At 52.1% G+C, this 16,618-nt stretch carries 16 protein-coding genes and 2 tRNA genes; 11 read left to right on the plus strand and 7 right to left on the minus strand.

Annotated elements, in window-relative coordinates:
* From LBR61_12175 to LBR61_12215, 9 genes are all read left to right on the plus strand, one after another.
* Positions 1-380 (plus strand): hypothetical protein (locus tag LBR61_12175; GenBank protein MDR1732839.1); only part of this gene is annotated, 380 nt, incomplete at its 5' end.
* Between the two features lie 17 nt (positions 381-397).
* Positions 398-1,144 carry an SDR family oxidoreductase gene (locus LBR61_12180; GenBank protein ID MDR1732840.1) on the plus strand — a complete coding sequence of 249 codons (747 nt, stop codon included), beginning with the start codon at positions 398-400 and terminating at the stop codon, positions 1,142-1,144.
* 198 nt (positions 1,145-1,342) lie between these two features.
* Positions 1,343-1,582: a hypothetical protein gene (locus LBR61_12185; GenBank protein ID MDR1732841.1), complete on the plus strand. Its 240-nt coding sequence runs from the start codon at positions 1,343-1,345 to the stop codon at positions 1,580-1,582.
* Positions 1,583-1,624: 42 nt separating this feature from the next.
* On the plus strand, positions 1,625-2,449 hold the full coding sequence (locus tag LBR61_12190) for a transketolase (GenBank protein MDR1732842.1): 825 nt from the start codon (positions 1,625-1,627) through the stop codon (positions 2,447-2,449).
* Positions 2,442-3,413 carry a transketolase family protein gene (locus tag LBR61_12195; GenBank protein ID MDR1732843.1) on the plus strand — a complete coding sequence of 324 codons (972 nt, stop codon included), beginning with the start codon at positions 2,442-2,444 and terminating at the stop codon, positions 3,411-3,413. The genes LBR61_12190 and LBR61_12195 overlap by 8 nt, the downstream gene beginning before the upstream one ends.
* 111 nt (positions 3,414-3,524) lie before the next feature.
* The gene (locus LBR61_12200; GenBank protein ID MDR1732844.1) at positions 3,525-4,925 is read left to right on the plus strand and encodes an AMP-binding protein; all 1,401 of its coding nucleotides are present in this window, start codon (positions 3,525-3,527) and stop codon (positions 4,923-4,925) included.
* Complete coding sequence (locus LBR61_12205) at positions 4,922-6,028, plus strand: FkbM family methyltransferase (protein ID MDR1732845.1); 1,107 nt, start codon at positions 4,922-4,924, stop codon at positions 6,026-6,028. Before LBR61_12200 ends, LBR61_12205 begins: the two co-directional genes overlap by 4 nt.
* Before the next feature lie 6 nt (positions 6,029-6,034).
* On the plus strand, positions 6,035-7,078 hold the full coding sequence (locus LBR61_12210) for a hypothetical protein (protein ID MDR1732846.1): 1,044 nt from the start codon (positions 6,035-6,037) through the stop codon (positions 7,076-7,078).
* Entirely contained in the window at positions 7,065-8,231 is a 1,167-nt protein-coding gene (locus LBR61_12215; protein MDR1732847.1) for a hypothetical protein, read from the plus strand. The genes LBR61_12210 and LBR61_12215 overlap by 14 nt, the downstream gene beginning before the upstream one ends.
* 46 nt (positions 8,232-8,277) lie before the next feature.
* On the opposite strand, the gene LBR61_12220 is transcribed toward LBR61_12215, so the two are convergent.
* The 7 genes from LBR61_12220 to LBR61_12250 all read right to left on the minus strand — a co-directional run bounded on the left by LBR61_12220 (position 8,278) and on the right by LBR61_12250 (position 14,062).
* A complete protein-coding gene (locus tag LBR61_12220) occupies positions 8,278-9,186 on the minus strand; it encodes a bifunctional enoyl-CoA hydratase/phosphate acetyltransferase (protein MDR1732848.1) in 909 nt (302 codons plus the stop codon).
* A gap of 180 nt (positions 9,187-9,366) precedes the next feature.
* Positions 9,367-9,443 (minus strand) — tRNA-Arg (locus tag LBR61_12225).
* A 15-nt stretch (positions 9,444-9,458) separates the two neighbouring features.
* Positions 9,459-9,552: transfer RNA gene (locus tag LBR61_12230), tRNA-Ser, on the minus strand.
* 72 nt (positions 9,553-9,624) lie between these two features.
* The gene (locus LBR61_12235; protein MDR1732849.1) at positions 9,625-10,773 is read right to left on the minus strand and encodes a SurA N-terminal domain-containing protein; all 1,149 of its coding nucleotides are present in this window, start codon (positions 10,771-10,773) and stop codon (positions 9,625-9,627) included.
* A gap of 161 nt (positions 10,774-10,934) precedes the next feature.
* On the minus strand, positions 10,935-12,092 hold the full coding sequence (locus LBR61_12240; protein ID MDR1732850.1) for a hypothetical protein: 1,158 nt from the start codon (positions 12,090-12,092) through the stop codon (positions 10,935-10,937).
* A 1-nt stretch (position 12,093) separates the two neighbouring features.
* A complete protein-coding gene (locus tag LBR61_12245) occupies positions 12,094-13,104 on the minus strand; it encodes a hypothetical protein (GenBank protein MDR1732851.1) in 1,011 nt (336 codons plus the stop codon).
* Positions 13,105-13,120: 16 nt separating this feature from the next.
* The gene (locus LBR61_12250; protein ID MDR1732852.1) at positions 13,121-14,062 is read right to left on the minus strand and encodes a hypothetical protein; all 942 of its coding nucleotides are present in this window, start codon (positions 14,060-14,062) and stop codon (positions 13,121-13,123) included.
* 187 nt (positions 14,063-14,249) lie between these two features.
* Here LBR61_12250 and gpmA point away from each other — a divergent pair, with 187 nt between their 5' ends.
* On the plus strand, positions 14,250-14,996 hold the full coding sequence (gpmA, locus tag LBR61_12255; protein ID MDR1732853.1) for a 2,3-diphosphoglycerate-dependent phosphoglycerate mutase: 747 nt from the start codon (positions 14,250-14,252) through the stop codon (positions 14,994-14,996).
* Positions 14,997-15,021: 25 nt separating this feature from the next.
* Entirely contained in the window at positions 15,022-16,554 is a 1,533-nt protein-coding gene (locus LBR61_12260; protein ID MDR1732854.1) for a TerB N-terminal domain-containing protein, read from the plus strand.
* The last annotated feature ends 64 nt before the right edge of the window (positions 16,555-16,618 follow it).

A 16,618-nucleotide genomic window follows, 5' to 3' on the forward strand; every position in this document is an offset into this window, starting at 1 on the left:
ATACGGATCGGGTTTACCTCGACCCCGCGTTTTCTCCGAAACAGGCCGCCAATCGCTATATTGGCTGGATTGGCGACGAAATCGAACGAGGCTGCGATCTTTACAAACTGATCTATAAAGATCAGAGCATCGGTTTTTTCACGTTCAAAGATTTGGGCGAAGGGGTCTATTTTCCGTTTCTGTCAGGAATGTATAGCGGCTTTAAACAGGGAGGCTTGGGGCTTGGTACTGCATATTACCCAGTTATAGAGACAAAAAAGAGAGATGGAAAACAAACTTCTTCTTATATTTCTTCAAATAATGTGAGTACTGTAAAAAACCATGTTTTTTTAAAATATTATTTTGATGATATAAATTATGTCTATGTAAAACATAATTAGAAGGTGGAATAAAAGTAATGCTTTTGAAAGATAAAAACGCAGTAATCACTGGCGCCAGAAAAGGTATTGGGAAAAGTATAGTAGAAATGTTCGCTAAAAATGGAGCAAACATTTGGGCATGTTTTCGTACTCAGGATGCTCAATATGAAGCTTGGGCAAAGACATTGGAACAATCATGCGGGGTGTGGATAAAATTACTTCGTTTTGATTTGAATGATTCTACCGCAATGAAGATGGCTGTAAGACAAATATCAGCAGAGAGAAAAACAGTGGATATACTGGTAAATAATGCAGGTATGATCTCTGAGAGATCTTCTTTTTCTATGACTCCTGTATCTAAAATGAAAGAATTGTTTAATATTAATTTTTTTGCTCAGATGGAATTTACACAATATATATCAAGGATAATGACAAGAACAAAATCCGGAAGCGTAATTAATATGGCGTCAATTTCGGGTATGGATATTATTCCGGAACAGTTTGAGTATGTCTCAAGTAAAGCTGCGATGATAGGAGCAACGCGAAAACTTGCTTTGGAGCTTGGAGAATTTGGGATACGTGTAAATGCAGTGGCACCTGGACTTATAAATACGGAAATGAGTCGAACTTCTGATGAAGAAACTGTACAAAATATCATAAATCAGTCAATCATGCAACGTTATGGAACAGCAGAAGAAGTAGCAGGAGTTGCACTGTTTTTGGCTTCAGATTTATCTTCTTATATTACAGGACAAATTATTCGTGTAGATGGAGGTATTGCATGACCATCAGACGAATAACTGCATCAATGAAAGTGTGAATGTCTGATTATTTGATGGATCGTATCTATGATGCCGGAGCGAAGGACGTTTTTGAAGTATGTTTTTGACAGATGCTCTTACGCGTAAAAAAGATAAGAAATACACTACAGATAAAGAAAAGTTGCCGAAAATGTACATATATTGATGGAGTGATAAAAAAAGATGGATAACCAGGAAAAATACAGGGAATGTTTTGTGAAAGCATTTGGGCTGTCGCCGGAGATCAAGGTGGAATCTCTTGAATATCAGTCCATCGAAGAATGGGATTCTGTTGGCCATATGGGACTTATGACAATTCTGGAAGAAACTTTTGACATCATGCTCGACACGGATGATATTATCGATTTCTCTTCATATGAAAAGGGAAGAGAAATTTTGTTAAAATATGAAGTAAATATTTGAATAACAGGCATTATATCAATTTGATTGAGGAGCGATGTCGTATTGGATGAAGAACGACTTTTAAAGATAGCAAATAAAGTAAGGTTTCATATCATAGAAATGGCATACCAATGTGGAGGCAATGCTCATTTGGGAGGAGCTTTGTCTCTGGTGGAAATACTCGCTGTTCTTTATGGAGAGATTTTACATTTCAATTCCCAATTTCCCCTTTTACTGGAAAGAGATCGCTTTATACTGAGTAAAGGACATGGGGTTCTGGCATACTATGCGATTTTGGCAGAAATGGGTTTTTTCCCTTTAACTCTCTTAAAGACATTCCAACAAAATGGGACAGCGTTGGTTGCGCATCCCGTAATGAATTTAAAACTGGGAATTGAATCGTCGAACGGAAGCCTGGGACAGGGATTATCGATGGCGTGTGGGATAGCGCTTTATGGAAAACTTCAGGAGAAATCTTATAAGGTATATGTAATTTTAGGGAATGGCGAATGCAATGAAGGGGCAGTCTGGGAAGCTGTAATGATGGCCGCTCAATTTAAGCTGAAAAACCTTACAGTCGTCATTGATGCAAATGGAATGCAGTCTGATGGGAATAGTGCAAATATCGTTGACTTAACGCCTTTTGCTCAAAAATTTTCTGCTTTTGGATGGAATGTAGCTGAAGTCGATGGACATGATATGAAAGAGCTTTACTCCGCTTTTTCTTCGCAGAATGAATCAGAATGCCCCAAAGTGGTTATAGCGAAAACAATCAAGGGCAAAGGTATTTCATTTATGGAAAACAGTATTGAATGGCATCACAACAGACTGACGAAAACTTTATATGAACAGGCTTTGACAGAATTGGAGAACAAAGCGAATGTTTGAGATCACAGAGGCGAAATGCAAAATATGGGCGCGAATGGGTGCCCGTGCCACGTTGGGAGCGGCTTTATTCGATCTTGTGTCTCAAAGAGAAGACATATTTGTACTGTCTGCCGATCTTGTTACTTCTTCAGGATTGGCGCGTCTCCAAAAAACATTTCCGAACAGATGTATCAACGTTGGAATAGCAGAACAAAATCTTATAGGAATTGCTTCGGGCATGGCCAAAGAAGGCGCCGTTGTTTTTGTTACGTCCTTTGCCCCCTTTGTGACAATGCGAGCATGTGAGCAAATTCGTATGAACATGGGATACATGAAAATGAATGTAAAAGCTGTTGGATTAGGCAGTGGACTTGCTATGGCGCATTTGGGCACCTCTCATTATGGACTTGAAGATATTTCAATTATGCGTTCTATTCCAAATATAACAGTTCTATGTCCGTCTGATGGAGCAGAAATTTTCAAATGTGTATTTGCGGCGTCTGAGCATGAGGGACCTGTTTATATAAGATTATCAGGAGGAGTTAATAATCCTGTTGTATTTGACTCAGATTTTAACTTTATGATTGGAAAAGCAATCAAATTTAAAAACGGCAATGATGCTGTGTTTTTTACGAATGGGATGATGTTGTCACAATGTCTCATCGCAGCTGAAATTTTGGAAGGCAGAGGTATTTCCGTTGCGGTGATAGATATGCATACAGTAAAACCTCTGGATACCGGCGCTATAGATGAAGCAATTACGGCTGGACTTTCTCTTATTACTGTAGAAGAACACAGCGTGATCGGGGGTTTGGGAAGCGCCGTTGCTGAATATAAATCTGGATTAAAAGATGCTCCTCCTCATTTGATAATAGGACTCCCTGATGCATATGGCAAATCAGGAGAACATACATACCTTCTTGAAGAATATGGTCTGAATGCAGAATCAATAGCATGTAGAGTTGAAAAATTTTTAAAAAAATAACTGTCGAAAATTAAATTCTGGAAAAGAAGCATATTCTGTTAGTAATGTAAGTAAAAGAAACCTAAATTTTCAGCTCTTTCGAGAAAGGCAGGGAAATCCTGAAAAAGTACGATGTGGAACTTTAAAGCTTTTTCCGGCAATACGGCGATTATCGACGAGGGCGGGAAGAATTATTCCTATTCCTGGCTGGACGGCGAGTGCGGGAAACTTGCGGAAAATGTAAAATCGGGCCGCTGTCTCGTGTTCAATCTGTGCTCCAACGAACCGGGCTCGCTGATTGGCTACGCGGCGTTCATCGACCACTCCATCGTACCGGTCATGCTGGACGCTCACATGGACAGAGGACTTCTCGCATCGCTGATCGACACATATCAGCCCGATTATCTCTGGCTTCCCTCCGGCATGGCGGAGGAGTTTCCCTCCTGTGCGGAGCGGTACTCCTCAGTGGGGTATTCTTTGCTGAAAACGCCTTTCACGAAGGTTTTTCCGCTTTATGAAGAACTGGGCCTGCTGCTCACCACTTCCGGCTCCACGGGCAGCCCCAAATTTGTGCGTCAAAGTTACGCCAACATTCGGGCGAACACCGAATCCATCGTGCGGTATCTGGAACTGGACAGCACGGAGCGCCCCATTACGACGCTTCCCATGAGCTATACCTACGGTCTGTCCATCGTGAACACCCATCTGTACGTGGGCGCTTCGATCATTTTGACGCAAAAGGCGCTGATGCAGAAGGAATTTTGGCAGCTGCTCAAAAATCATGGAGCAACGTCCTTCGGTGGGGTTCCCTACACTTACGAAATGCTGGAAAAACTTCGATTTTTCCGTATGGATCTGCCGACGCTCCGTACGATGACGCAGGCGGGGGGAAAACTGTCGCCGGAGCTGCATAAAAAGTTTGCTGAATACGCGCTCGACAAAGGAAAGCACTTTGTTGTCATGTATGGCCAGGCGGAGGCCACGGCGCGGATGTCCTATCTGCCTCATGAAAAATCTCTCGAAAAGTACGGCAGCATGGGGATCGCCATTCCCGGCGGCGAATTTTCTCTGATCGACGTCAACGGAAAAGAGATCATGGCGCCGGATGTTGTGGGCGAGCTTGTTTATAAGGGAAAAAACGTCACCCTCGGTTACGCGGAATCGGGAAAAGATCTGATAAAGGGCGACGAGCGCGGCGGAGTCCTCCTTACAGGCGACATGGCGCGACGGGACGAGGACGGCTATTATTACATCGTCGGGCGCAAAAAACGATTTTTGAAGCTCTACGGCAGCCGCGTCAACCTGGTCGAGGTTGAAGAGCTTCTGAAAAAGAAAAACTACGAGGCGGCCTGCGTCGGAGAGGACGACCATATGCGCATTTATACCACCAGCGAGGACACGGCCGGACTGCACAGTTACATCGCGTCGATTATGGGGATCAACCGGGCCGCTTTCGAGGTATTCCACATTGCCGCGATACCGAGAAACGAAGCAGGAAAGGTTTTGTATTCAAACCTGGAGGTGCAAAAGTGAAAGATTCTTTAAAAAGTCTGCTGGAATTAAGAGAAAATAATGATGAAAGTACGTTGGAATATCTTGCAAAATCGTCTCTCCCTTTGGTTATTTACGGGGCAGGAGTGAGAGCGTCCAGACTTGCAGAACTCCTGTCAAAAAATAACATACATAATTATGTATTTGCAGTAGATCGAGGTTTTGAGAAGGAAGGAACGGTCTTCTTCTCTGAAGAAATCGATGGACTGTATGAAAAATATAATTTATTACTGGGGCATTCATTTTTACATTCTCTTGAGATTCCGCCTCAATTTAAACATGCGGCAAAAATGTTCTCCATAGTCGGAGTAACCAGGAATGAAAGTATAAGCCATTCTTTTTTGGAAGAACACCTTGCCCTCTTCGAAGAAACGTTGTCGTGGCAACAGGATGAACTCTCCGTCAAAAGCATGTTGGCTTATTTAAAAGGGAAACTTACTTATAACGGAAGTTATTTGGTTCCATATATAAAAGCCCCTCAGTATTTTCAACAGGAAATATTTACCCAGAGGGGAGATATTGTCTATGTGGACTGTGGCGCTTATACAGGCGATACGATTGCAAAGTTTATAACGTTTTATCCAAACTATAATAAAATCATTGCTGTTGAACCTTCACCTTCAAACCTTGTCGCGTTACAGGCCTATATCGAACGTGAAAGGCTGAAAAATATCGAAATCGTGCAAAAAGGTTGTGCGGATTATTCCGGAGTGGTTAAATTTGTCGATGATTGTGGAAACAAAATGGGTAATATGATCTCTGAAAATGGCAATCTGACGATTGAAGTAGAGAAAATGGATAATTTTGTAGACAAAACCAGTCCTGTCAGTCTGATCAAAATGGATATTGAGGGCGCCGAACTTTCTGCGCTTAAAGGCGCGCGCGAGACTATTCTGCGAAATGAGCCGGTGTTGGCCATATGCGCTTATCATAAGCCTGATGATTTAATAACAATCCCACAGTATATTAAGAGTCTTGTCCCGGAGTATCGTTTTTATTTTCGCCTGCATCCAGGCGCGCTGGTATTGGACGAGGCAGTTTTGTATGCTGTGACAGACAAACATGCTGTTAAATCAGGAGAATGATGACCTTTGCTCGACTATCAAAAAATCTTTGAACTGCCGGTGTTTGGGATGAAGCGGGACGAAAAGGACGCGTTTTTCCGAAGCGCCCTTTCCGAACTCACCGATCATCATCGAGACAACTGCGAGGCGTACCGGCGCATCACCGACGTTGCGGGAAGAGATTCTCCTCTGCCCGTGCGTCTCTTCAAGGAGTACGAACTCCTGAGCGTCCCGCGGGAAGCGGTGATAAAAACGATGACCTCCTCAGGCACCACCGGACAGGCGGTTTCAAGGATCTTCCTCGACCGGGACACCTCGGCGCGGCAGAGCAAAGCCCTCTCGAAGATCGTTTCTCAATTTATCGGCAAGACGCGCCTGCCGATGCTGATCGTGGATTCTCCCGCCGTGCTGAAGGACCGCAACATGTTTTCCGCCCGAGGCGCGGGTATTCTCGGTTTTTCCATGCTGGGGCGCGATCTCACCTGGGCGCTGGACGAGAACATGGAACCGGATATGACGATCATCGACAATTTTTCCAAAAAGCATGAAGGAGAAAATGTTCTGTTATTCGGGTTTACCTTCATGATCTGGCAGCATTTCATTCAGGCTCTCGTCAGCAGAGAAGAGACGCTCGCCTTCGAGGGCATCCTCGTTCATGGGGGAGGCTGGAAGAAGATGGCGGACCAGAGCGTCGACAACGAACGATTCAAACAGACTGTGCGCGACGTCACGGGCATTGGCCGGGTCTGCAACTACTATGGCATGGTGGAGCAGACAGGATCCATCTTCATGGAATGCGAACAGGGACATCTTCACGCTTCCGTCTTTTCGGACATCCGGATTCTGGACGGGCAGAACTTCGCTCCGGTCGAACAAAAACGGGGCCTGATCGAGTGCGCTTCTCTTCTGCCCACGAGTTACCCCGGTCACAGGCTCCTGACAGAGGACGAGGGTGAACTGCTTGGAGTGGACGACTGTCCCTGCGGACGGGCGGGGAAGTATTTCAGGGTGTACGGCAGAGTGAAAGGCGCCGAAATACGGGGGTGCAGCGATACGTATGAGCGACGTTGAATACGTGATCGGTTCTGAAAATATCTCCAATATTCCCATGCAGACGTATTCCGACGACATCTGCCGTTTTGTCGAGGCGCTTTCCGAAAAATTGACGAAATTCGGCGACGTGAGACGTTACCCCGATGTGGCGGCGCTGGCTTTTTGGTGCAGAAAAGGCAATATCGGCCGCCTGAAGGCGGATTTCGGAAGCACGGAGTTTCGATTGGGGCGTGGGCTGTGTTTTCATGTAGCGCCCTCGAATATTCCGGTCAATTTCGCCTTTTCGTGGCTTTTTGCGCTTCTTGCGGGGAACGCCAGTGTCGTCCGGCTGCCAGGCAAAGAATATCCGCAAATTGAAATCATCTGCAACATTTTGCGGGGCGCGCTGAGGGATTTTCCCGAAATAGAGGAACGTACGGCCTTTGTCCGTTATCCCGCGCAAAACGAGATCACGGCGAAATTCTGCGAAATCGCGGACGCACGGATGATCTGGGGCGGCGACGGCACTGTGACGGAGATTCGCGGACTGCGGACAAAACCGCGCTGCGTGGATCTGACTTTTGCGGATCGATATTCTCTGTGCGTCATCAATGGCAAAGCGATACTCGACACGGACGAAAACGGGCTTTCACGGCTGGCGGAGCATTTTTTCAACGATACCTGGCTGATGGATCAAAACGCCTGTTCCTCTCCGCAGCTGATTTTATGGATAAACGACAGCGAGGAGGCCCGGGGGCGCTTCTGGGATGCCGCACTGGTCTGCGCGTCAGAACGTTACGAACTGCAAACCGCCGTTGCGGTGGAAAAATACGCGCGGATGTGCGAGGATGCTCTGGAACTGGAGACGCTTGTCGGAGTGCGGCGCGACGGCAACCTGCTTTACCGGGCGGAGCTGAAGGCTCTGCGGGGCCCGATTGAAAATCTTCGCGGCCGGGGCGGATATTTTTACGAGTATCGCCTGAAAAATCTGGATGAACTGGCCGCGGTGGTGACGGATAAGTACCAGACGCTGACGCAGTTTGGAATGAACGAGGATGAACTGCGGGGCTTTGTGCTGCAAAATCGTCTGAGGGGAATCGACAGAGTCGTTCCTGTGGGTCGGGCGATGGATATTGACGTCGTGTGGGACGGCTTCGACATTGTGCGAATGCTGTCGAGAGTGATCGCCTGAGAAAGCAGGGGCGCGGAATCCCCACAGGGCCCGCGCCCCCTCAGAGCTAGCCGTTTGCAATAGCGGCCGCCAGCACCAGTGACAAGTATTTCTCTTCCGGGGAAGACCCTCTCGACGTCAAAATGATGGGAACCCGAGCCCCCAAAACGACGCCCGCCATGCGACCTCCGCCGAGGACGACGATACTTTTGCCCAGCGCGTTGCCCGTGTGGATGTTGGGGACGATGATGACGTCCGCGTCGCCTGCGACGGGGCTTTTGTAGTTTTTCAGCGCCGCGGCTTCGGGATCCAGCGCCAGATCCAGGGAAATGGGGCCTTCTACGACGCAGTTTTTGATCGTTCCTTCGCGGCTCATCCGGGCGAGCGTATCGGCGTCCTGGGTCTCCGGCATTTTGGGATTGAGTTTTTCCACGGCCGCCAAAATTCCTACTTTCGGCTTCTCGTATCCCAGTACCCTCAGCGCTTCGACCGTATTTTCAATGATTCCCTTTTTTTGTTCCAGAGTCGGGTAGGTCACCATGCCCCCGTCCGTCACGACAAGCAGTTTAGAGTAGCGAGGCGACTGAAAAATCACGAAATGGGACATCAGCCTGCCCGTGCCGATGCCGGTTTCCCTGTTGACGACCGGCTTCAGCATCTGGGCCGTCTCCAGTTTGCCCTTCATGAGAAAGTCGCCTCTGCCCTCACGGATGAGAGACACGGCTTTTTTCGCGGCTTCTTCCGCGTCGGGGACGTCGTAAATGTCGTCCGGGGATAACACGACGCCCAGCTTCGAGAGGATTTCGGAGATTTGTGTTTTATCGCCCACCAGAACGGGGTTCACAAGCCCGTCTTTTTGCGCGTGAAATATGGCCTCCAGGGAGTGCTCATCCGCCGCGGAAGCCACGATCGCCCTGCATGGACGGGTAAAGCCCTTCACTTTTGCGACCAGTTCATCGAAATTGCGCAACACCATCGTTTTCACCCTCGCTTTAAAATTTATATGAACTTCAGACTGGCACGAGCAGATAAAAATAAACCCCGTCCAAAAACGGGGTTTTCTTCAAATTTGAAATTTAAAGATCAAAACATCATTCCCATATAAATATGTCATGACAAATATCAAAATAACATCCGCACGTTCTATTTGGAAAAATGGCGCGGCAGGCAGGATTCGAACCCACGACCTAAGGCTCCGTAGGCCTTCGCTCTATCCAGCTGAGCTACTGCCGCGTTCTTCCGCATCTATGGCGGTGAGTGAGAGATTCGAACTCTCGATAGAGGTTTTAGCCCCTATACTCGCTTAGCAGGCGAGTGCCTTCAGCCTCTCGGCCAACTCACCTTCACAAACACACGCGGGATATTATAGCGTCTAAACGCTTTCTGTCAACCTTGGACTTCTTCCAGTGTCCGATCAATCCCCGCTGACGACGGCGGTATCGGCGGAAAGGGGTGAATCCGCGGAGGTCGGCGCGACGGAAGAATCCTTTGAAACATCCCCTGATGCCACATCGCCGCTCTGCGTGTTTTCGCTCACGGGCAGAACCACCGGAGCGGCCGGGAACAGGGAATTGTCGTGAATGACGATCCGGGACTCGGAGAGCAGGCGCTGTGAAAAATTGTCCACCGCCTCGCGTTCCTTTCTCTGCTGAAGCATGAGGCGAAGATCGGCGCTGACCTCGTTGTAGGGCGTGACCTTTTCAGCCACGACTTCGTTCTTTATGCCAACGGCATAGTCGTCGCTGGCGGCTTCGAACACGGGGCTGATTTCCCCAATGGCGAGAGTTTTCATGGGCGCCAGACGTCCATCGAACACGGAATCCGGAACAAAAACCGGCTCCGGCGTAATTCTGATGACATCCGCGGAAGCCGTTACGTCACCCGAGGTCGCGGCGGCCCACTCTGTACCGGAGACGAGCAGAGCTCTCACCTTTTCGGCCGCGTCTCTGGAGGTGAAATCAGCCAGGCTGACCATGGTTCCCGCAGGCTGTTTGAAGAGGAAATCCTTTGTCGAGTCGTAGAACTCCACGGTCTCGTCCTCGCTGACCGTGATCCCTTCGATGACGGATTGGATCAGTTTCTGAATCGCCATTTGCGCGGCCACGTCTTTTTGGTAATCCGCGAGTTTTTTCCCGGAACGTTCGAGAGACTGATAAAAAGCCTCTCTGGTGGGGAAAGCCTGATCCGCGTAATCCTTGACCGCCTGCTCCGCTTCGGCGTTGCTGATGGAGATTCCGCTGTTTTTAACTTCTTTGTTCAACTGAAGCTCCACCGCGTACTGGTTGAGCGCCGCCTGATAAATGTAAGGCCAGTCTCCGGAGGCAATTTCTCTGGATCCCGTCTGTTCGATGTACAGGGCCACCCGCCGGTCCAACATGGAGCGCAGCAGATCCTGCCCGTTCACTTCAGCGACCACGTAATCCTCCAGACGTCCGTCTTCGGATGGAGACGGCCTGCGACGCCGGGATCCTCCGGACTCGTACATCAAAAACGTGGACAGGAGAAAAGCCACTACAATTATGCCCATAATCAACCGCATCTGCGTTCTCAGTCTCTGAATCAAACCAACCATCTTCCTTTATATATTGAGTCTTTTTGGAAACGCACATTCGCAAAATGAGATTTTATCATATTCTGCCGCAAAACATATGGTCTTTCTGTCAATGGAGCATTGAAGCCCCTTCGACAAAGAGAACAGGCTGTCCGCCAGCCGGTGAAGCGCGTTCACCGCTCCAGCGCGGCGCGAAAACGCCGGCAGTTTTCGACGAGGTCGCCGCCGCAGGTGAAAAGCCCTCCTCCCACCAGGACCAGCATGTCGTCGCCGTAGGTCCGCCTCATGTCGTCGATGTTTCCCAGTTCCATCCCGCCGGCCGGGGCGGGGAAAATGGGCTCGAAGTTTTCCGGATTCTCTCTGCAGGCCGCCGCAATCCCCAGGCAATCCTCCTTCGAAAGGGGAAAACGACCGCCGCAGTTGGGAAAGATCGTGGCGTCCGCTCCCGCCATGCGCATGAAAGTGCCGAACAGCAGGTCGGCGGCGATGCCCTGGCGGGTGAGAGCGTAACTTCCGAGAAAAGCGGGGTGCGTAAAGATGGGCAGTTCTCCCTCTGTCCGCTCCGAAATTTCCCGCACCGCATCCAGACCCGTGAGACCAGGCGACACCAGAAGTCCACCCGCCCCCAGTTCACGGGCTCTTTGCACCCGCTCCGGCAATTGAGAGGCCGGGGCGGTGACGTTGGGGACGTACAGGGCTTTGCGCCCCAGCTTCGCGGCGGACTCTCGCACCGCGGCGGCGCAGAGGGCGACGCGCTCTTCGAAGGGAGCGAACACCTGATTGGTGAGGCCGTGGTCGTCTTTGACGATGTCCACTCCCCCCTCCACGAATTGGGCGGCCAGCCTCGCCATTTCGGAGGACGAGAGCCCCATGGGCTTGAGCGCGGTGAAAAGCAGAGGACGACGGGGCACGCCGAGAAGGGCGCGAATCCCCTTCACTCCAAAACGGGGCCCGCGTAAAAACGAGCGAACGCCCCTTCCCGGATGGATTCGCACAACCTGGATTCCGGGCTTGATGCTGATGTTGCCAAAAATCACGTCGAGAAACTGAGTGAACTCCCCCGCGGCGGTTTCGTCCGCAAAACTGACGGAGGCGAGGTACTGTCCTTCGCGTTCTTTTTCCAGGTTTTCAAGACGGCCCCGCACCTCCGAGAGAATGGCGCCGGGGGGCAGCAGCGGAACCGGAAACTCCACAGTCTGCTCGGTGCAGATGTCCTCCGCCCTCTCCCGAGCCGCCTGTTCATTGTCCGCGTACAGGCGATAGAGAACCAGAAAGCGCCCTCCGCCGACCAGGCTTCGGGTTCGCGCGTCGTCGTGGTCTTCGAAAAACATGCTACAGGGCCTCCGCCTTGGCGCTGCTGTGCAGGGCCGGCGTGTACGCTTCCGCCAGGCTGTTTTCGTCGATGAAAAACCGCTTTCCGGTGATCTCTTCCACCGCGCCTGTCAGAGCCAGTGCGTCCAGTCCGTATTCCCGCATCAGATGACGGCGACCGGCCCCGTGAACGAAGGTGTCGCGCAGGCCAAGACGACGCAGGGGCTTTCCCGTTCCGGCCTCCGCCATGCCCTCGGCCAGGATGGATCCCAGTCCGCCCAGGATGCTGTGGTTTTCGAGGGTGATCGCTCCCCACCGGCTGGCCGCGATTTCTCTCACGATTTCCGGATGATTGAAGGGCTTGAGGGTGGAAACGTGATAGTGGGCAATGTCCAGCCCTCTCTCCCGCAGCGCCGCGACGGCTCTCATGCCCTCTTCGGTGCATATCCCGGAGGTCAGCAGGACGAAATCGCCGCCCTCCGAGAGCTTGCGGCACGCCCCAGGTTTCAGCGGCTCCTTTGGGTCGAAAAGACGGGGAATCTCTCCGCGCAGCTGGCGGACGTACACCGGACCGGGTATGTCGCAGGCCGCCTCCAGAATCGACTCGGTCTCGGTGGCGTCGCCGGCCTCAAGAATGGTCATATTCGGGAGAGCCCGCATCACCGCGACGTCTTCAATGGCCTGATGGGTGGCGCCGCCCGGCGTGAGGATGCCCGGCAGAAAACCGAACATTTTGACGGGCAGGTTGGGATAGGCCACGGACATGGCGACCTGGTCGAGAGCGCGGCGATAGATGAACACGGCGAACGTATGCACCAGCGGAATCAACCCCTGACGCGCCATCCCTCCGGCGAAGGCGAGCATGTTCTGTTCGGCGATGCCCATGGACAAAAATCGTTCCGGAAAGGCGTCGCGAAATCCGTCCGCCTCGCAGGAGGAGGTCAAATCCGCCGACAGCACCCAGGCTTCGGGGTGGTTCCGTCCCCATTCAACCAGATGTTTCGCGTGTACTTTCGTCAGTATTTCCATCATTATTGCCCTTTCTGCGTTACAGCCCTTCCTGGAATGTGTTCTCGTAAAATTTTCGATATTCTGCTTTTTCTTCAGGGGAGGCAAAACGGACATAGTGGAATTTCGGCCGGCGTTTTTGCAGAACGGCCATGTCCCGGCAGGGGTCCGTGTCGCAGAGGACGAAGGTGGGGACGTCGGCGGCTGGCGCTCTGCCGAGGCGGATCAGGGTTTTTATGTCGTGTCCGTCGATGCGGCGCACCCGGGCGCCGAAGGCCGCCAGACGCCTGTCGAAGGGTTCCAGCTGCATGACGGAGGTCATCGGGCCGTCGCACTGACATCCGTTCATGTCGACGTAAGCGAGCATATTGCCGAGTTTATGAAAGCAGGTGGCCTGGACGGCCTCCCAGAACTCTCCGGACTGACACTCTCCGTCGCTCATGAGGAGGATCACCCGGCCCGTTTCTCCCTTTACCCGACGGGCCAGCGCGATGCCTGCGGCCTGACTGATTCCCTGTCCCAGCGACCCCGTGGTCACCTCCATGCCCGGAGAGTGTTCCGCGCCTATCATCTCCACGGTGCTGCCATCGACGTTATAAGCCGCCATGCTTTTTTCGTCCATCCGCCCGACCTCGACCAGCGCGGCGTACAGCGTCAGTGCGTACTGAGCAGGAGAAAGAATGAAATTATCGCAGTCCGGCTCGCCTCCGCCGTTGAAGATCGCTCCGGTGAGAGCGGGACGGGCGGGCCCCGGCGTTCCTGCAAAGGGCAGGGCGCTCAGGGGCCGGTCGATTTTTTTCAGGTTCAGGACACAGGTGTACAGCGCCGCGAAAATTTCCGCCGACGAACAGGCCTGGCTGAGGTATCCGCCGTCATGGGACAGCGTGTGGGCCAGCACGCGGCGACGAATGCCACGGGCCGCCCGCGCCGCCCGATCGATTTGATTTTCCCGGCCCTTTCGGCGGGCTGAATGATCTCCCATGCAACAGTCCCCCTTCAACTTTCAGCCAACTTTCACTCAACTTTCAGCGGAGCCGCTTTTTTTACTTTCAGACCGCGGCCTTTATTTGTCCGCAATCATAACACCTGAACGGGGCGCTGCAAAAGATACCTGTCTGTTTGCGGTTCTGTGCGTTATACTTTAGATACAAGACAAGGGAGGGATTTTAATGTATAAAATTGTACTTGTTCGTCATGGAGAAAGCGCCTGGAACAAAGAAAATCGTTTTACCGGATGGACGGACGTTCCGCTGTCGGAAAAGGGGATCGCGGAGGCCCGGGATGCCGGAAAACTTCTGAAAAAAGAGGGATTTGTTTTCGATATGGCCTACACGTCCGTTCTGAAGCGCGCCATCAAGACCCTGTGGCTGGTGCTGGAGGAAATGGACATGATGTGGATTCCCGTCGTTCGCTCCTGGCGTCTCAACGAACGCCATTATGGAGCTCTGCAGGGGCTGAACAAGGCGGAGACGGCGGCGAAATACGGCGACGATCAGGTGAAAATCTGGCGGCGCAGTTACGACGTCCGCCCGCCGCTTCTCACGAAAGACGACGAGCGTCATCCCTCGGGCGACCCCCGTTACGCGTCCCTGAAAGCCGGCGAGATCCCCGATGGCGAGTGTCTGGCCGATACCGTGGCACGTGCCGTCCCTTACTGGGAAAATACCATCGTTCCGGAAATCCGGAGCGGGAAAAAGATTCTCATCGCGGCCCACGGCAACAGTTTGCGCGCGCTGGTGAAATATCTGGACAACATCTCGGAAGAGGAGATCGTTGAACTCAATATTCCCACGGGCGCGCCTCTGGTGTATGAATTGAATGAAGACATGAAACCCGTCGGTCATCGCTACCTCGGCGACCCCGAGGCCATTGCCAGAGCTCAGGCCGCCGTAGCCGGGCAGGGAAAGGCGAAATAAGAGAATTTACAGGCTGAAAAATCAGATGAAAGGGGCGGCGCCGTACGATTTCGATGCGCTGCGCCGTCTCAACAGGGGAAATTTCAGAACAGACGCGCCGCAAAAACCGGTGTCTGCCGATGTTGCAATTCAGCAAACGACCCCGTTGGGAGGAACAGAGGACCTCTCCGACAAAAAAGGCCTGATGTGGCTCGGAGAAAACGTGACGCTGCGGATGGGGAATTTTGTCGTTTCCGCCCCCATGACGTATTGCTATACGGGTCGCGCCGATCCGAAAGAAGCCTCATGCGTCTGCACCTCCCTGAGCGTCGCCGATCTTCCGGAGAGCGGAGGGCTGGGTTACTGGCCCTCGTATTTCGGAATGACGCCGGGGCAGAGGGCGTTTTATCTGCGATGGCTGGCGGAGGGGAAAAATACGCATCTCGACGACATCGGCTATGCGTTCGTCTATTTTTATGGGCTGGAACGGCGGGCCCTGATGGAAAAACAGGATATTCCCTGGATAAGGGGAGAGGTTCGGCGTCTTTTGGCTCGTTATCCCGCCTCGCGCTCCTTTCGGAACTATCTGGGCGGTTTCCTTACATATCTTTACGCGGAAAATCTGAAGGATCTGACGGAGGCGGATTTGCTGGACCTTCACGCTTTTGCCCCGGCGCCGCCCGGAAAGTCGCTTCCTCTGCTGCTGGCCTGGTACGCGCTCCATGGCGTTTCACTTTCACCGGAGCAGAGCCTTTACGTTCTCCGCAGCCTTCCCGGCCACCGGATTTCCCTGCCCCTCCGCTGCAGGGAGCTGTTTTATGAGCGCTGCCGCCGGCTTTGGCCGTTGGGCTTCCCGCTTTCGGCCTCTTCCCGCCGCTGTCTGGTGGAATACGGCGCGGCCAGCGCGACGCTTTCCTTTGAGGGGGGAGAAAAATCTCCGCCTCCCGTGCCCATTGCGAACGTCCTGGGAAAAATGTCGCAGTTCAAAGAACTCCTGGCTCTTCGAAAAACCTGTCTTCAGGAGGACAAAGACGAGCTTGTCCCCGTCCGCCGGACAAACGTCGACGGGGGGGCGAAAATTTCCGGAGAGCCCCTGCCTCCGAGAAAACGCCGAAGGAGAAGGATAAAAACGTCGCTTCCTCCGACCCCGCCCCGGCCCCCGGAAATCCTCATCGACATGGAGAAGCTCGTCCGGCTGCGGCAGGAGACGGAAAGCGTGAACCGGCGACTGGAGGAAATTTTCAACAAAGAGGAAACAGACGAGCGAAACACCGCGGTTATCTCCGAAAAAGCGATCCAGGATCGAGAGGTTGGCTCCTTTGACCCTCTGCCGTTTTCCGAAGAGGCCCTGAACTGCCTCGACCCTCAGTATATTCCCGTCCTGTCCGAACTCCTGCGGCGTACGTCTCAGAGCGCCGGGAGCTGGGGAGAACTGGCCCGCCGTTACGGCTTTATGCCCAACGCGCTTCTCGATGCCCTCAACCTTTGGGGAGAAGAGGCGCTGGGTGATTTTCTCCTTCTGGACGAAGGGGAGGGACCGGTTTTGAACCCCGATGTCGTAAAATCACACCATATGTAATAAACTTCGAAGCTGAAAAGCGCGCGAAAGAACGCGGGAAATACGACGAATACGTACGATGGAA

The sequence above is a fragment of the Synergistaceae bacterium genome (assembly GCA_031272035.1).
GTDB lineage: Bacteria > Synergistota > Synergistia > Synergistales > Aminobacteriaceae > JAISSA01.